The 17560-nt window shown below is 42.0% G+C and carries 16 protein-coding genes; 8 read left to right on the forward strand and 8 right to left on the reverse strand.

What is annotated here, in order from left to right; translation table 11 throughout:
* The first annotated feature begins 134 nt into the window (after window positions 1-134).
* Complete coding sequence (gene metK / locus HH214_RS05170) at window positions 135-1385, forward strand: methionine adenosyltransferase (RefSeq protein ID WP_169606321.1); 1251 nt, start codon at window positions 135-137, stop codon at window positions 1383-1385.
* 512 nt (window positions 1386-1897) lie between these two features.
* On the opposite strand, the gene treF is transcribed toward metK, so the two are convergent.
* Window positions 1898-3457, reverse strand: a complete 1560-nt coding sequence (gene treF / locus HH214_RS05175; RefSeq protein ID WP_169606322.1) for an alpha,alpha-trehalase TreF — start codon at window positions 3455-3457, stop codon at window positions 1898-1900.
* Window positions 3458-3737: 280 nt separating this feature from the next.
* On the opposite strand from treF, the gene HH214_RS05180 reads away from it, so the two are divergent.
* Complete coding sequence (locus tag HH214_RS05180) at window positions 3738-4160, forward strand: response regulator (RefSeq protein WP_169606323.1); 423 nt, start codon at window positions 3738-3740, stop codon at window positions 4158-4160.
* On the opposite strand, the gene HH214_RS05185 is transcribed toward HH214_RS05180, so the two are convergent.
* Window positions 4148-4924: an MBL fold metallo-hydrolase gene (locus tag HH214_RS05185; RefSeq protein ID WP_169606324.1), complete on the reverse strand. Its 777-nt coding sequence runs from the start codon at window positions 4922-4924 to the stop codon at window positions 4148-4150. The two genes, HH214_RS05180 and HH214_RS05185, sit on opposite strands and share 13 nt — an antisense overlap.
* Before the next feature lie 89 nt (window positions 4925-5013).
* On the opposite strand from HH214_RS05185, the gene recJ reads away from it, so the two are divergent.
* From recJ to HH214_RS05205, 4 genes are all read left to right on the forward strand, one after another.
* Window positions 5014-6711: a single-stranded-DNA-specific exonuclease RecJ gene (gene recJ, locus HH214_RS05190; protein ID WP_169606325.1), complete on the forward strand. Its 1698-nt coding sequence runs from the start codon at window positions 5014-5016 to the stop codon at window positions 6709-6711.
* 105 nt (window positions 6712-6816) lie between these two features.
* Complete coding sequence (lptB, locus tag HH214_RS05195; protein WP_169611051.1) at window positions 6817-7554, forward strand: LPS export ABC transporter ATP-binding protein; 738 nt, start codon at window positions 6817-6819, stop codon at window positions 7552-7554.
* An 18-nt stretch (window positions 7555-7572) separates the two neighbouring features.
* On the forward strand, window positions 7573-9084 hold the full coding sequence (locus tag HH214_RS05200) for a GH3 auxin-responsive promoter family protein (RefSeq protein ID WP_169606326.1): 1512 nt from the start codon (window positions 7573-7575) through the stop codon (window positions 9082-9084).
* A 122-nt stretch (window positions 9085-9206) separates the two neighbouring features.
* Entirely contained in the window at window positions 9207-9536 is a 330-nt protein-coding gene (locus tag HH214_RS05205) for a YbjQ family protein (protein ID WP_169606327.1), read from the forward strand.
* 59 nt (window positions 9537-9595) lie between these two features.
* Here the strand turns inward: HH214_RS05205 and HH214_RS05210 are convergent, their stop codons facing one another.
* The 3 genes from HH214_RS05210 to HH214_RS05220 all read right to left on the reverse strand — a co-directional run bounded on the left by HH214_RS05210 (window position 9596) and on the right by HH214_RS05220 (window position 12459).
* Window positions 9596-10651 (reverse strand): ATP-grasp domain-containing protein, encoded by a 1056-nt coding sequence (locus HH214_RS05210; RefSeq protein ID WP_169606328.1) that lies wholly within the window; start codon window positions 10649-10651, stop codon window positions 9596-9598.
* A 180-nt stretch (window positions 10652-10831) separates the two neighbouring features.
* A complete protein-coding gene (locus tag HH214_RS05215; RefSeq protein ID WP_169606329.1) occupies window positions 10832-11803 on the reverse strand; it encodes a quinone oxidoreductase family protein in 972 nt (323 codons plus the stop codon).
* Between the two features lie 71 nt (window positions 11804-11874).
* Window positions 11875-12459 (reverse strand): Crp/Fnr family transcriptional regulator, encoded by a 585-nt coding sequence (locus tag HH214_RS05220; RefSeq protein WP_169606330.1) that lies wholly within the window; start codon window positions 12457-12459, stop codon window positions 11875-11877.
* A 216-nt stretch (window positions 12460-12675) separates the two neighbouring features.
* Between HH214_RS05220 and HH214_RS05225 the strand changes: the two genes are divergently transcribed.
* Both HH214_RS05225 and HH214_RS05230 read left to right on the forward strand, forming a co-directional pair.
* Window positions 12676-13515 carry an alpha/beta hydrolase family protein gene (locus HH214_RS05225; RefSeq protein WP_169606331.1) on the forward strand — a complete coding sequence of 280 codons (840 nt, stop codon included), beginning with the start codon at window positions 12676-12678 and terminating at the stop codon, window positions 13513-13515.
* Between the two features lie 14 nt (window positions 13516-13529).
* Window positions 13530-14180, forward strand: a complete 651-nt coding sequence (locus HH214_RS05230; protein ID WP_169606332.1) for a M15 family metallopeptidase — start codon at window positions 13530-13532, stop codon at window positions 14178-14180.
* Window positions 14181-14191: 11 nt separating this feature from the next.
* Here the strand turns inward: HH214_RS05230 and HH214_RS05235 are convergent, their stop codons facing one another.
* The 3 genes from HH214_RS05235 to HH214_RS05245 all read right to left on the reverse strand — a co-directional run bounded on the left by HH214_RS05235 (window position 14192) and on the right by HH214_RS05245 (window position 17514).
* Window positions 14192-14365 (reverse strand): hypothetical protein, encoded by a 174-nt coding sequence (locus tag HH214_RS05235; RefSeq protein ID WP_169606333.1) that lies wholly within the window; start codon window positions 14363-14365, stop codon window positions 14192-14194.
* 59 nt (window positions 14366-14424) lie between these two features.
* Window positions 14425-15744 carry an adenosylhomocysteinase gene (gene ahcY, locus HH214_RS05240; protein ID WP_169606334.1) on the reverse strand — a complete coding sequence of 440 codons (1320 nt, stop codon included), beginning with the start codon at window positions 15742-15744 and terminating at the stop codon, window positions 14425-14427.
* 243 nt (window positions 15745-15987) lie between these two features.
* The gene (locus HH214_RS05245; protein WP_169606335.1) at window positions 15988-17514 is read right to left on the reverse strand and encodes an IS1182 family transposase; all 1527 of its coding nucleotides are present in this window, start codon (window positions 17512-17514) and stop codon (window positions 15988-15990) included.
* Window positions 17515-17560: the final 46 nt, after the last annotated feature.

Here is a 17560-nt window from a genome sequence, read left to right on the forward strand (position 1 = left end):
ATTTGATTTAGCCTGCCTACGGCAGACATCCGGATTGCAACCACGTAAAAAAGTGCTAAAACCAAAACCCTTCTTTTTTACTTAATCCGTTTAATCGTTCTGGTTTCTATTAACATTAGTTTGATTTTAAAATTATGCCTTATTTATTTACTTCCGAATCGGTATCAGAAGGTCATCCGGATAAAGTTGCCGATCAAATATCTGATGCTTTAATCGACCAGTTTTTGGCCTTTGACCCCGATTCCAAAGTAGCTTGCGAAACGCTGGTTACTACAGGTCAGGTTATATTGGCCGGCGAGGTGAAATCCAAAGCTTACCTGGACGTACAAAAAATTGCTCGCGATGTCATTAACCGTATTGGTTATACCAAGGGCGACTATATGTTTGATGGTAACTCATGTGGTGTATTATCGGCCATCCACGAGCAATCGCCTGATATTAACCAAGGGGTTGAGCGTCAGGAGAAACAAGAACAAGGTGCTGGCGACCAAGGTATGATGTTTGGCTACGCTACCGTTGAAACTGACAACTACATGCCGTTGGCTTTGGATATTGCCCATGCCTTGTTAATTGAGCTGGCTGCTATTCGCCGTGAAGGCACTGAGATCAAATACCTGCGCCCGGATGCTAAATCGCAAGTAACGCTGGAATATGATGACAATAACCAGCCACAACGTATTGATGCCATTGTAATTTCAACGCAGCATGATGATTTTGACGAAGATGAAGCCATGCTGGCCAAAATTCGTGAAGATATTATTGGCATTCTAATTCCACGTGTAAAAGCACGTTATGAAAAATATGCGCACTTCTTTAACAACGAAATCAAATACCACATCAATCCTACCGGCAAATTCGTAATTGGTGGTCCGCATGGGGATACTGGTTTAACTGGTCGTAAAATTATTGTAGATACCTACGGTGGTAAAGGTGCACACGGTGGTGGCGCTTTTTCAGGTAAAGACCCTTCAAAAGTTGACCGTTCGGCTGCTTACGCTACCCGCCACATTGCTAAAAATTTGGTAGCTGCCGGTGTATGCAGCGAAGTGTTGGTACAAGTATCATACGCTATTGGTGTAGCTCAACCTATGGGTATTTATGTAAACACCTATGGCACCGGCAAAGTAGGTTTACATGATGGTGAGATTGCTCAAAAAGTAGAGCAGATTTTTGATATGCGTCCTTACGCTATTGAAACCCGCTTCAAATTGCGTAATCCTATTTACAGCGAAACTGCAGCTTATGGTCACTTTGGCAAACCAAGCCAAACCGTTACTAAAACCTTTGTAAGTCCTGAAGGTCGCGAAGTAAAAGCCGAAGTGGAATTGTTTACCTGGGAAAAATTAGATTATGTAGATCAGGTAAAGCAAGCTTTTGGTTTGTAAATAACAATCTACTTTAATAAAAAGAGCGGCCAGCTGATGTTGGCCGCTTTTTTTATTATGATTTTAATGTTGTTTATGTGTAGTCCTTCGTGAGGGTGGGTCAAGTGTTTTATTTACGTTAATGGATGTACTTTCTTTTTTATCCAAAAAGAAAGGTACCAAAGAAAAGCTTGTGGCTACGTTATGTTGCTTTGTAAGACATTGCTAAAGCTACTTGGTGCTACTCGCAACATTCCTGATGCCGCAGAAGATATGGTATTTGTGGTTCTGTAGTTTGATACGCTGTCCACTTATACGTCATTGCGAGGAACGAAGCAATCTCTACACTGATAGGTATATAATAAAGATAGCCATCAATGAAGCAATAACATCATTGTGCTCATTACTCAATAACCAGGTTGCCACGCCAACATTTGCAGTAACATTGCTCCTAACTTTCCCCAAACAGCTATCAAGACAATTCAAACAGTTGCCATTAGCACTATATGCCGCATAAGCAAAACACTACCCATCTATTTCATTTTATACAAATCCATCAATCTTAACAACACCCCATTCGTCCATCCAAAACCATCTTGCAAAGGGTACTCGCCGCCACCGGCTTTGGCTTGCAGGTTTTGGGTGTCGTATTTTTCTAATAGCTTACCGGTTTGATTAAAAGTTTGCAAGTTTACTTTCATCCAACGCTGGGCAATAAGCTGGGATAAGCTATCTTGATGATAGTTTTGCAGCCCCACAATAGCCAGGTATTGTAATGGCGCCCATCCGTTAGGTTCATCCCATTGTTGTCCGGTTTTACGCAACGTGGTAGCTACTCCTCCCGGCTGTACAAATCGCTTTTGCACCAAAGTTGCAATTTGTTGCGCCTGCTGCTGGGTAGCCAAATTGAAAAACAATGGATAAGCAGTAGCTATGCTTAACTGTGTTGATTGCTTTTGTTGCACCCAATTATAATCGGTATAACATCCGGCTTTAACGTTCCAGCAATATTTTTGCAACGCGGCTTTTCGCAAAGCTGCTTTGTGATAATACAATGCCTCGAGCTTGGTTTGCTTACTCAGCTGGTATGATTTAGCAATCACAGTTTCCAGATGATAAAGTAAACTATTCAAATCAATCGGTACAAAATCAATAGTTTGTATGGTTTGCAGGTGTTGTCCATCAGCCAGCCATCGGCTACTAAAATCCCATCCTGATTCGGCTGCTGCTCTAAGATTTCGATAAAAATCAGGTAATTGTTTACCCAAATCACGTCCGGCTAATACATCCTCACGATAAGATTCCTCCCGCGGCTGATTACTGGCATCCCAGTACCGGTTCAGCAAGCTAGCATCCGGCATACGCACTACGTGGTCAACTGCTTTTCCAAGCTTTAGCTTAGTACTACCTGCCATCCAATAATTGTATTCTTTTATTAGTTCAGGCCTATATTTTACCAATGCGGCATTTCCCTGATGCTTGGCTAGTATTTCAACCATCAACGCAAAAAATGGAGGTTGTGAACGGCTTAGGTAATACGTACGGTTACCGTTAGGGATATGCCCGTATGTATCAATCAGGTAAGCAAAATTTTGAATGATATGTTCAATCAGCTTGTAACGGTGGCTATCTTCCAAGCCCAGCATAGTAAAATAAGAATCCCAATAATATACCTCCCTAAAACGACCACCAGGCACAATGTATGGGTGCGGCAATGGAATAAGGGAAGTGCCTTTTACAGTGTCGGCTACATGTTGCAAAACCGTCCAGAGTGTATCAATATGCTTGCGGATACCAGCGGACACGTTGCTGCGGTAAGGTGTACTATTTTCGGCAGGAGCTTTGAAATTATCTTTTACGAATGCCGATATATTAAAGCTAGCTTTATCTTTCTGCTGCTGATAAGCAGCCAATACTTCCTTAGCACTTCTTTTGGGCGATGCATCTACAAAAGTTTTACCATCGGGATAAACCTGTTGCATCTGCACAGCTTCAAACAAGCCGGGGTATAGCTGGGCAGGTGATTTGGGTTGTGCATAGCCATCCGCAACTACATAAAACACAAACAGGCATAAGCAATAAAATATTTTCATAACAGTACAAATATGTTTAAACCCTTGACTGCATAAATTGTCTGATGCAAGAACAAAAAAGTATTATTTTGACTGTATGTTGTTTTTATACCCCTATGCATTAATGCCCTAATAAAGCCCTGAAACCTTACTTTCACCAGATATAAATTTGATAACTACACGCTAACCTTTACTATTAGTGCGGCGTATAAGAAAGTCCTGCTTAATAAGTACGTTTGCGCTTATTAAAACTTTTAGGAATGAAACAAAGTTAGTTTTCATTCCGTACTAATTAAATATTATGATGGATGCTGCTAAGCCTTTAAGTATATTATTAATAGATGATGATGAAATTAACAACTTCATCTCCATAAAGCTGATTAAGAAAGCACTGGCTCATACCGAGATTAATGCTTGTTTAGACGGCAGCTATGCAATTGAGCAATTGTTGGATGTACAACGTAATAATCCTGACAATCTGCCCGACTATATTTTGCTGGACATTAACATGCCTATAATGAATGGCTGGGAGTTTTTGGACGAGTATAAACGTTTAGGTATTGACCCACTGGGCAAATCAAAAATATTTATTATATCATCTTCAGTTTTCAGTAATGATATCAACAAAGCTAAATCTTACCCACTGGTTAAAGATTTTATATCTAAACCTTTGAATGTGGATAAGATCAAAGAACTTTTTATTCTGGAAGATCAGGTTAAATAAGGCGTTATTGTAAAAGCATCATTCATATAATTAACATGCCCTATAGTTATGCTTTTAGCATGATAAAACAGGCATATCCAGTTTTCGTGCGCTGCTTTCAAGCCATACTCCTCACGCAGGTGCATAGCTTTGCGGCCATCAAAATCATACTTGGCGGCAAACTTACGCTGTAGCTGCTCCGGCTCCGGAAGTTCGTCTCCACCAAAAAACACCCGCTGCTCACCTTCTTGCAGCCAAAACACCTGATGATATTGGGTATGCCCACCCGATAGTTCAAAATGAATACCCGGCTGTAACTCACCCGAACCTTCCACAAATGTAATTTTTGCCTTTTGCTGCAAAGTTTCAAATATAGGTTTACGGTACGATGTTGATTTACCCGATAAGGCATAATCCCATTCTCCGCGTTGTATAACATGCGTAGCCTGCGGAAAGCTAGGCTCCAGTTTACCGTTACGTTCAGTTACCAAGCCACCAGTATGGTCATAATGCAAATGCGATAGTAGTACCAAAGTCACTTCACTGGGGGCAAAGCCAGCTTCACGTATATGTTGATGCAGCAGTAATTCACCCTGTTTATCTTTAAAACCTAACCCAGCATCCAGTACTATCAGGTCACGCTCTGTTTTAATTAAAAAAGGATTCACGTGAATAAATAGAGAACCTGGGCGATCTTTGGCGTTATCTGTCTTAGGATCAAAGGGTACAAACTTTTTAGTAGCGTCAACCGAGTAAGAGCCTTCGCCTAATGCAAAAATTTCCATAGAAATTAGGGTATGTGTATTTTTAAGAAACGTACTTTTGTTAGATAATTAACCCCGTAATTATATTTACGGTTTCAAATTACAAAAATATGCAAAAACGGTGGACCTTACAGCCCGGCCCTGATCAAGCGGCCATTCAAGCCTTGGCTGCCGAACTGCACATTGATGAAATCTTAAGTCGATTGCTGCTACTTCGCGGCGTTCATACCTTTCAGGAAGCTAAGGATTTTTTTAGATCTGATTTGCGCCACCTGCCCGATCCATTCCTAATGCAGGGTATGGAAGAAGCTGTTTTGCGTATTGAACAAGCTATAGCTACCCAGGAAAGAATATTGATTTACGGTGATTATGATGTAGATGGTACCACGGCAGTTGCTTTGGTTTACAGCTTTTTTAAAAAGTTGTACCCACATATAGCCTATTACATACCCGACCGTTATCGCGAAGGCTATGGTATATCTACCCAGGGTATTGATTATGCTGCGGATAATGGCTACAGCCTAATTATAGCTTTAGATTGCGGCATTAAAGCGACTGATAAGATAGAATACGCCAATAGCCTCAACATTGATTTCATTATTGGCGACCACCACATGCCCGGCCGTGAACTGCCAGCAGCTGTGGCTGTACTGGACCCTAAACGACTGGATTGTACCTATCCTTACAAAGAGCTATCAGGTTGTGGTATTGGTTTTAAGCTGATACAGGCTTATGCACAAAAGAATGATTTGCTTTTTGAAGAAGTAACCCAATATCTGGATTTAGCTGCCATTAGTATAGCTTGTGATATTGTACATATTACTGGCGAAAACCGTATACTGGCTGCATACGGTTTACAAAAATTGAATACCGACCCTGGCACTGGCATTAAAACACTGATGGAAATAGCTGGTAAAACCGCTAATTACACCATTGCCGATATTGTATTTTTGTTAGGTCCGCGTATTAATGCAGCCGGACGGATTGATGATGCCAAACACTCCGTACAGTTACTGATTGCTGAAGATATTGACATGGCCCGTGAAAAAGGCTTACTTATCAGTCAAAAAAATACCGAACGCAAAGAGCACGATTTAGCAATTACTGATGAGGCGCTAAGCATGATTGCCAATGATGTGCGAGGACTAGACCGAAAATCTACCGTAGTATTTAGCGAACGCTGGCACAAAGGTGTTATTGGTATTGTGGCTTCGCGGCTAACCGAAAAATATTATCGTCCTACAGTGGTGCTTACCCGATCTAACGGGCATGTAGCTGGTTCAGCGCGTTCGGTAGTAGGTTTTGATTTGTACGAGGCTTTATGTGAATGCAGCGACTTGCTTATCCAGTTTGGCGGGCATAAATATGCTGCGGGTCTTACCTTGCAACCTGAACAGGTAGAAGCTTTTACTCACCGGTTTGAAGAAGTAGTAAGCGCTAGCATCACCGAGCAGCAGCAAATACAGGAAATACCGATTGATGCCTTATTAGACCTGAAACAAATTACGCCCAAGTTTTTTAGGGTACTGAATCAATTTGCGCCTTTTGGCCCCGAAAACATGGCGCCGGTTTTTATAACCAAAGGTGTACAGGCTTACGGCGGGGTTAATTTGGTAGGCAACAACCATATCAAAATGTCGGTTTACCAACCTGATTCTACCTGGTTTGATTGTATTGCATTTAACCAAGGCGAATGCCTCGACCAAATACGCCAAGGTAAACCTTTTGATATTTGCTATACTATCGAAGAAAACATTTGGCGCGACAAACGCTCCATACAATTAAATATTAAAGGAATACGTTGTTAATAGGCTTCGGGTTGCGCGTTTTTAGTTGCGGGAATAGCTATTCTAATCATATTTCCTGCCTAACAAGGCGCGCAAATCGAACCCATGACCCGAAACTTAAAAGAAATGAATCTACGTGCCGATCATCTGGTAAAAAAATACAAGCAGCGTACAGTGGTGAATGATGTATCATTCAACGTATCGCAGGGTGAAATTGTAGGTTTGCTGGGGCCTAATGGTGCTGGTAAAACCACCTCGTTTTACATGATTGTAGGCTTGATTAAACCTAACGAAGGCCAAATATACTTAGATGATGAAGAAATTACCGGTGATGCCATGTACCGCCGTGCGCAAAAAGGCATTGGCTATTTAGCACAGGAAGCTTCGGTTTTCCGGAAGCTTTCGGTAGAAGATAATATTAAAGCTGTGCTGGAGATGGGCACTATACCCAGAGATAAGCAAAAAGACAAACTGGAAGAATTAATCGACGAATTCAGTTTGCATAAAGTACGCAAAAACCGTGGTGACTTGCTTTCTGGTGGCGAACGCCGACGTACCGAGATTGCCCGCGCCTTGGCTGCGGAACCTAATTTTATTTTGCTGGATGAACCTTTTGCCGGTGTTGACCCTATTGCGGTAGAAGAAATTCAAAGCATGGTGGCCAAGTTGCGCCATCGTAATATTGGCATTTTGATTACCGATCACAACGTGCAGGAAACTCTTTCTATTACCGACAGGGCTTATTTATTGTTTGAAGGTAAGATATTGGAATCGGGTGTGCCAGAAGTGCTGGCAGCGAACGAAATGGTACGCAAAGTGTACTTGGGTGCCAATTTTGTATTGAAACGAAAAACATTTATTTAATTTCGTCGTCACTACCGCATGACGATTATTAATTCCGTATTTACGTGGTTCATGAAAAAGCGCATTCATCAGATTGAGCTTTTCATGAAATACCCAAATGAGGTACAACAGGAGTGGTTTAACAGCCTTATTTCTGATGCTGAAAATACGGAATGGGGCAAAAAACATCATTACAAAAGTATAGAGAGTGTTGACCAGTTTAAGCAGCGTGTACCCCTGCAAAACTATGATACGTTAAAGCCCTACATTGAACGGATGCTGCAAGGCGAACAAAATGTACTCTGGCCTTCCGAGATACGTTGGTTTGCCAAATCGTCGGGTACTACGAATGACCGGAGCAAGTTTATTCCGGTAAGTGAAGAAGCTTTAGAAGAATGCCATTTTAAAGGTGGTAAAGATTTACTTACCATCTATTTCAATAACCGACCTGATGCTAAGCTATTTACCGGCAAGAGCTTAACCTTGGGCGGAAGCCATCAGATCGGGCAGTTAAATGCCGATATATCTTTCGGCGACCTATCGGCAGTAATTATGAAAAATCTACCTTTATGGGCTGAGTTTCATCGTACACCCGATTTGGACATTGCCTTATTGGAAAACTTTGAGGAAAAAATTGAGAAAATGGCCTATGCCACTAAAGATGTAAATGTAACCGGTCTTAGTGGCGTACCTACCTGGAACTTATTACTATTTAAGCGTATACTGGAAATTACCGGCAAAGAAAATTTGCTGGAAGTATGGCCTAATTTGGAATTATACTACCATGGCGCTGTTAGCTTCACACCCTATCGCGAACAGTTTAAAAAACTCATCCCCAAAGATGATATGTACTACCTGGAAACCTACAACGCCTCAGAAGGTTTTTTTGGTATTCAAGACTTGGAACAACCCGGCGAGTTGCTATTGATGCTGGACTATGGCGTTTTCTACGAGTTTTTACCCATCGAAAACTTAAACGATGAAAACCCGGCCACACTGATGCTGCATGAGGTAGAACTAAATAAAAATTACGCTCTGGTAATTAGCACCAACGCGGGTTTGTGGCGGTATTTGATTGGCGACACCATCCGCTTTACTTCACTTTATCCCTACCGTATACAAATTACCGGTCGTACCAAGCACTATATTAATGCATTTGGTGAAGAAGTAATTATAGATAATGCCGAACGTGCATTGCAAGAAGCCTGTAGGCAAACTAATGCCATTATACGCGACTACACCGCCGCACCGGTTTACTTTACTGACAACAAAGGCGGTGGCCACGAATGGATTATTGAGTTTGAGAAGAGACCTGTCGAATTTGATCGCTTTGTAGATTTGCTGGATGAAACCTTACGTAAAGTAAATTCGGACTATGACGCTAAACGGTTTAAAGATATGGCTTTGCACCGCCCCAAAGTACATCCGGCTCCCGAAGGTACTTTTGTGCAATGGATGAAACAGCGTGGAAAAATGGGCGGTCAGCATAAAGTACCCCGTTTGGCCAATAACCGGGAGTATGTAGATAGCATTTTACAAATGATGAATTAAAAATTCAGTAGCTAAAAAGTAGCATATATTATCCCTCACCAACAACTAAAAGCGTCAAATTAACATTCTCTTTACTGTAACAAAGTAGAGTGCCAACTATCTAAACCTAAAAAAATACATCCATGAATACTTCATTGATTACTACCAGCACCGGTTTAGAAGGTTATCGCGTCATTAAGCATTTAGGTGTTGTTCGGGGTATTACCGTACGTAGCCGTAGTGCGTTAGGCAACTTTGCCGGTGGGTTACAGTCCTTTTTTGGCGGCCGTTTGTCTATCTACGTAGAACTTTGTGAAAAAGCCCGCGAAGAAGCTTATCAGCTCCTTATTCAACATGCTCAAGCATTGGGAGCAAACGCCATTATTAATGTACGCTATGATGCCAACGAAGTAATGCCGGGTATTACCGAGGTATTAGCTTACGGCACAGCCGTAGTGGTTGAACAAGCTTAATATTTTAAATATTCTACAAAAATATTTTTAACTAATTTATTTCATCAGGCTGGATATCCTTAAAACATCCAAGCCTGATGAAGCATGTTCACTAATAAATCAGCAAAGCTCCAACCGATTTTTCGGGCAGCCAATGCCGTTAAACTATCTTGATCCCGACGGTGATGCCTTGATGGACCAGTCATATTCGGCTTCATATTTAAATCAAATAAGAAGTATTGGCCTTGAGCATTAGCCCGACAATCAATCCGAATGGGAGCTTTCAAATCAACCAACGCCGAAGCGGTCTCACACTGCCGATACAACTGCTGAATAGTATTTGAGGCTTCCTCCTCATCACTCAACACGCTACTATTATGTACAACAGCAACGGTACCATTGTAAGGAGCAACGCCATTTTGATGATTAAAGCGGATAACACCCGGCAAACACCAAGGTGTTTGCTGATGTAAACTTTGCCCATTAACCACATAATTACCTGCCGGCATAACGGTAATGGTAATTTCTTGTCCGGGTAAATATTCTTCTACGTAAACTTCGGTACCAAAACGGTCTTCTGCAAACATCTGCGTTAATACCGTTTCATATTCAGTTGCGGTATGTATTAGGGTTACGCCTTCGCTGCCCCTACCCCGAATAGGTTTGGCAACTACCGGGAACTCGATGTTAAGCTTAACTTCTTTAAATAGATGGTAGTTAACTAACTCTGCTTTAGGGATAGGAAGCCCATGCTGCTTCAGCAGGTTATTGGTGTACCACTTATCATCATAACGTTCTACCGCTGATGGCAGTTGCCCTACCAGCCATACATCCTTAAAATTTTCTATAGGATGACCTTGATAAAGTACGGTATTTAGCCAAAGGCAATTGGCACCAGCGCTTATAGCCTGCTCAATACCTTTATGCGTATCAGGAAACACCCAATCTAAATCGGTATTTGTATCAGGATGATTAACTGGTGTAATAATATTTACCTGATGCTGCTTCAAAGTATAAGCAATATCAGCCCCACTATCTGAATAACCACCGGGTTTCATCGGCTTTCGTATGCCGTTTTGTACAGGCGGCTGTTGCGCCTGGTATAGAACTGCTACCTTTAAAGACTTATCTTCCATAACCTCATGATTTGTAAAAGCAAAATCTAATCTGCTAAGCTTATACCACAATTCATTAATGGTGTATAGCTTAGTTTTGTTTAAACAAACATGAGTATTGAAAACTTGCAAAGATTGAGAGCCTTTTAAATCCTATACCGAACAGCCATTTACAAACTTAAACACGTTGCTTATATTTACTCAAATAGTTACCACCAATCGTTGGCCATTAGTCACTTCCAGCTTCCAGAGTTCGGCAATGTTTTCCAGCTTTACGGCAATAGTATCTACCTTTAATTTACCACTTGCTGCCAGTTGAAACATCTCGGGTAATATTTCACTAAACAGTTGCTTTATCTGCGCATTTGACCAAGCGCCCAGTCCAGAGCCCGTTAGTTGCAAATCAACGCTCCTGAGGTTAGCGGCAGATAGTTGTATCAAATCGCCAGTAATACTGCCTACTGATACATACCGAGTTCTGGTAGTAAATGATCCATCGCCTTTCAAACAAGACAAAATGATTTCAGCAGAACGTCCCCACAGGTAGTCGATAACAACGTTAAAAGGCGTTTGGGCATGTGCTTCTTTTAACTGGGCCTTCAATTCATCATCGGCTTGTTGTAAAGATATAATCTGGTCGGCACCCAGCAGTAATAAATCATTTGATGATTGTTGATTTCTCCCGGTTACAATTACCATTTGGGCACCATAATGCTTGGCAATCTGTACCGCTACGCGCCCAGTAAAGCCAGTAGCACCGTTAATCAGCACCACATCGCCCGGTTGTATATTAGCTTTAAACTTAAGCCCCATAGCTGCACCGATAACAGCATTCGGTAAAGCCGCGGCGGTAATATCGTCCAACTCGTCCGGCACTTTTACCAAGCGGCTTTTGTCGATAGTCGCTTTTTCGGCCAGCATACCGCTTACGCCAAAGCCATATACACGGGTACCATCAGGCAATAGGCATACCCCATCACCGCCAATCACCCGTCCGCTTGCGGCTGGCTTATCACTTGAATAATGTTTACCAGAAGACCGATTTTTATCAAAATGCTTAATGGCTACTGCTTTTACCGTAACTAATAACTCATCGTCACTTTGAACTACAGGTTCAGGAAAATCAACATACTGAGGTAACTCCCCTTTTTGATACAATACGGCTGCTTTCATTTTCTTTTTATTTGGTTGAGCCAAAATTAGATCAGAGAACAACGTCGTGACGATAACATATGTTATCAAGTTCAAAAGTGCAGTTTACCTTTAGCCAGCTTACTTTTGATACGACTGAGGTGTACAGTACTCACACCCAAATAAGAAGCAATGTAATGCTGCGGCACCCGCTGTACAATATGCGGCCTTTCGTTTAATAAATTTTGGTAACGTTCTTCGGGTGTGTCACGAATAAAGGAAACAAACTCATTGATATAGTGCGTTTGTCGCTGGGCTGACATCTGTAAAACCATTTGTGTAAAATCAGGCTTCTGGCTCAACTCCTCGATCAATTGCAGTACGTACATTTTGGGAAGCAGATAAATAACCGAAGGTTCTATGGTTTCAATAGTGAACACACTAGAGACATGATTAATAAAACTATCAAAGGAAGTTAACCCCTCATTTTCAAATAAGAACTGTACCGTTTTTTCTTCTCCATTTTTGTTAAAGTACGTTCGTACGCAGCCTTTTTCAATGAAAATATAGTTTTGAGAAACTTTGCCTTCTTCCAATAAAACATACTTAGCCGGCACTTCCATTCGTTTCTGAAAGGGCAAATATTTATCCCAGTAGGCATTTAGTTGAGGAAAACTGTTTCTGAAATGAAAAAACATAACCTGTTATGCAAGTAGGCTAATATAGTAGATTAAAAGCAGCGCCTTTAAGCAGTTAGCTAAAACTTACTCCTAATTAGCAAAACACAAATGAAGGTTGCATCTTGCTATTGATAAGCTTACATTTATCATCATTGTGCCTAACGTACTATATATCATCAGTAACTCAAAGTCACAAACAGGCAGTTGATAATTTCACACCTAAACCTTACTCTTATGCTAACTATCACCCATAACGATGGTGCAAAAAATAAAATCTCCATTTTTCAGGCTTCTAAGCTTGATGCACCGGTGATGATTTGCTTGCCAGCTATGGGTGTTAAAGCAACTTTCTATAAACGTTTTGCTGAAAACTTAAAGCGTGCAGGCTTCCATGTCATTACCTGCGACTGGCGCGGCCATGGCAGTTCCAGCATCCGAGCTTCGCGACAAAGCAACTTTGGCTACCAACGTTTAATTGATGATATTTATGATTTAATGCTTACAGCTGAACGTAAATTTCCCGGCAACAAGAAGTTTATTTTAGGGCACAGCTTAGGTGGGCAAGTAGGTACTTTGTATGCCAGCCGGTATCCGGAAATGGTAAGTGGTATCATATTAATAACGACCTGCTCGGTACATTATCGGGGCTGGCAGGGGTGGCAAGCGGTTAAAGTATTTGGCGCAGGTTGTACGTTTTATCTGATTAGTGAGTTAATGGGCTACTTTCCGGGCAATCGGCTTGGCTTTGGCGACCGAGAAGCCCGAATAGTAATGAAAGACTGGTGCAACAATGCGCTAACTGGCTGCTACCGCTTAACTAATTCAACCTATAATTACGATGCAGCCATGAAACAGTTACAATTGCCAGTATTAGCCATATCTATAGCTCACGATGATTTAGCCAGTAGAAATTCTGTAATAAATTTTATAAACAAGCTGAATCCCGAAGCATACATTATACACCAGCATCTTACGCCTGCACAATTTGGTCTCGAAGCACCTTACCATTTTAGCTGGGCTAAAAAGTCCGACCATATTGTCTATTTAATTCAAAACTGGTTAAATTGCTTATAAATGGCCTGCACATTATGAAACTTAGCTTAGCTTTTTATCACCTTGCACTGCTATATAGCATAGTCAGTTGTACCACCCAGATGCCTCATGAAAAAGGCAATTTTAGATCAGCCGAATTGGTTGAGCTTACTCAAATTGACCCTAGCTTGAAGTTAGATATTCGGTATGCCACTACCAACAACTTTACCGGGCAACGAGTATATCGGCAACCCAGAGCCTTTTTACAGCGTGCTGCAGCTATGGCTTTGGCACAGGTGAACCAGAAATTTAAGCAATTAGGTTATGGCTTGGTTATTTTTGATGGCTACCGCCCCTGGCAGGTAACCAAACGTTTTTGGGATATTACTCCTATTGATAAAAAGAAGTTTGTAGCCGACCCAAAAAAAGGCTCACGGCACAACCGAGGCTGTGCGGTAGATTTAAGTTTGTATGATTTAAAAACCGGTCGTGAAATAGAGATGCCCAGCGGCTACGATGAAATGACCGAACGCGCTTACCCCAACTATACTGGCGGCACTGTAACACAACGCCAAATGCGCGATTTATTAAGAGCCAAAATGGAAGCCCATGGCTTTGCAGTTTACCCTTACGAATGGTGGCATTTTGATTATAAAGACTGGCAGCAGTACCCTATTATCAATATACCATTTGAGCAAATTAAATGAGGCTGTAAGTACTAGCGCGATGCCAGCCACTGACCAAATTCAAAGCCTTTATGAGCAAGAAAAATTACAGCGAAAACGATAACTATAGCACTTAGCATTTGCTTGGTGAATGGTGACAGCGTATTAAAAGGTTGCAGGTTCATAGAGACTTTTTTTAAAGCTACTTTTTCTAAGCGGTTATTCAAAGAAAAGGGGAATAGTTTTTTATAACTATTCCCCTTTTCTTTTATGCAGTACCTAATAATTAGTATCGGTAGTACTCTGGCTTGAACGGACCATTAATAGGTACGCCAATGTAATCAGCTTGTTCCTGGTCTAATTCTTCCAGCTCTACACCAATTTTAGCTAAGTGCAGGCGGGCTACCTTTTCGTCCAGGTGTTTAGGCAAAGTATAAACTTTATTTTCGTAAGCTTCACCGTTGGTCCATAACTCTAACTGAGCTAAAGTTTGGTTAGTGAACGAGTTTGACATTACAAAGCTTGGGTGACCAGTAGCACAGCCCAAGTTTACTAAACGGCCTTCGGCCAGTACAATAATGTCTTTACCTTCAACGGTATATTTATCAACCTGAGGTTTGATTTCTACTTTGCTATCACCGTAAGCACCGTTTAACCAAGCCATATCAATTTCGTTGTCAAAGTGACCGATGTTACAAACAATAGCTTTGTCCTTCAGGGCACGGAAATGTTGTTCGCGTACAATATCACAGTTACCAGTAGCAGTTACTACAATGTCGGCTTCAGGAATAGCAGTTGAAAGTTTTTTCACTTCAAAGCCTTCCATAGCAGCTTGCAAAGCACAAATTGGGTCAATTTCGGTTACAATAACCCGAACACCAGCATTACGCAATGAATCGGCCGAACCTTTACCCACGTCGCCATAACCGCAAACTACAGCTACTTTACCAGCCATCATTACGTCGGTAGCACGGCGAATAGCATCTACTAATGATTCGCGGCAACCGTATTTGTTATCGAATTTTGATTTGGTAACTGAATCGTTTACGTTGATAGCCGGCATTGGCAGGATACCATTTTTAACACGCTCGTATAAACGGTGTACACCGGTAGTGGTTTCTTCAGATAAACCTTTAATAGCGCCCACCAGTTCAGGATATTTATCCAATACCATGTTGGTCAGGTCACCACCGTCATCTAAAATCATATTCAATGGCTGGCGGTCTTCCCCAAAGTGCAGGGTTTGCTCAATGCACCAGTCAAACTCTTCGGCGTTCATACCTTTCCAAGCATAAACTGAAATACCGGCAGCAGCAATGGCAGCAGCGGCATGATCTTGAGTAGAAAATATATTGCAAGATGACCAGGTAACTTCAGCACCTAAGGCAATCAGCGTTTCAATTAAAACGGCAGTCTGGATAGTCATGTGCAGACAGCCGGCAATGCGAGCACCTTTCAACGGTTGTGACGGACTGTATTCAGCACGCAGTGCCATCAGACCTGGCATTTCGGCCTCAGCTAGTTGTATTTCTTTACGACCCCATTCGGCCAGCGAAAGATCTTTTACTTTGTTTTTTACGTAGGCAGTTTCTACTGATGATGACATAGTATTTATCTGTTTTTAGAAATGCAAAGGTAGAGAATATCAACGGGTTAAACAAAATGAGAGTCAAGAATCAAGAATATAGATTCAAGATATAAAAGAGAGGCCGTCTCATAAGTCAAATATGAGGCGGTTTTTTATTTAGTTATGATTTTTGGTTGGAAGGTTGAGTGAAAGATGTCAGCAGCCGTTTAAGAACCGGGGATTGATTCTAACAGGTTCTAAAAGTCTATAAAAAGCTTGTTTTCAGGTTTTCCATTTTCTTAGGTTATGTGCGATGGATAATAAGCCGATTTCGACCTCGGCCTTGGACATCCCTTTCAGCAGGAATCGTCTGAAGCCATGGTTATGCTTTAATTGGGCGAATACCGGTTCCACATCGGCCGGCCTTCGTTTCCTGAGGTTGATACCCTGTTCTGTATTCAACCGTTCTTTGGCTGCCTGTTTATGTTGTCTTAGGCTGTGGTTGATCTCAACGACCCGGTTACCCTGTGTAGTATGGCAAACACCACGCATCGGGCAACCTTCACAGTTCTGGGCACGGTAACGGCTGATCAGTTGTACAAAACCAGATGAAGTGACTCGCTGACCGTTACCGATATGCGCCATCCATTGACCTATCGGACAAACAAGGTAATTCTCCGCTTCGTTATAATGCAGGCTGTCGTTACTGAACGCTTTGATACCGTCCTTTTGTTCCTTATCGAACGTATTGTATTTGATGTAAGCCTCAATGCCTTTTCGCGCTAACACACCGTAGTTCTCATCCGATCCGTAGCCGGCGTCGGCAACAATGGCTTTGGGCAGGTCTTTATATAAGGCTTGGTATTGTTCAATATGGGAAGACAAGGTTTGGTAATCGGTTGAGGTTTGATGCAGGGTATAATTAAGGATGAATTGCTCCTGGGTGGATATCTGCAGGTTATAGGCCGGCTTAAGTTGTCCGTTCAGCATATGGTCTTCCTTCATCCGCATGAAGGTGGCATCCGGGTCGGTCTTTGACATGCTGTTACGGCCGGCTAATAACTTTTCCTGCTCGTCATACCGTGCCAGGCTCTCCGGCCAGTGCTTCTTTGCGTAGTTCAGCTTTTGCTTTACTTTTTTGTCTACGTCTTCTTTATCATCTAAGGCTGCATTGATCTTTGAGATGGTTTCCTTTACTTTCTCCGGGTTGATCTCACTATATTCCAAGGGCGCTGTATCTTTTAGTTCTTCGGCGGCAATGCTTTGCGCATAACCCCACAGTTCATCAAGCTGGGCTTTCATCTTATCTTTATTCGCCTTGATGTTTTTGCCCCATACGAAGGTGTACTTGTTCGCCGCTGATTCGATCTTGGTACCATCAGTAAAAACGGCTTCTTTCAAGGATACGATACCTTCCTGCTCGAGCAGCAACACGATTTGTGAGAAGATCTGCTTTAAGACGCCTGACAACTTCTCGCTGCGAAAACGGTTGATGGTGTTGTGGTCGGGCTTTTTCATCCCTAAAAGCCACATGAAGTGTACGTTCTGCGCGGCCTGTTCTTCCAGTTTGCGTGAGGAATAAGTATTGGTCAGATAGCCGTAAACCAGCAGCTTCAGCATCAGCCGGGGATGGAAACTTGACGCCCCGCCGCCTTTGTACTTCCGGTTGATCGGTTTGACATCTACCGCGTCCACGACCTGTTTAACGATACGGACCGGATGACCTGTCGGTACCAGTTCCTCCAGTTTGTACGGTAAAAACGTTAACTGGTCTGGATCATATTCCTTAAAGACTATCTTGCCTCCCATGCCTTTAAGATACCAAAAATATCCTAAAACAACAAGAGACTGTCCC

The sequence above is a fragment of the Mucilaginibacter robiniae genome, assembly GCF_012849215.1.
In the GTDB taxonomy this organism is placed as follows: Bacteria; Bacteroidota; Bacteroidia; order Sphingobacteriales; family Sphingobacteriaceae; genus Mucilaginibacter; species Mucilaginibacter robiniae.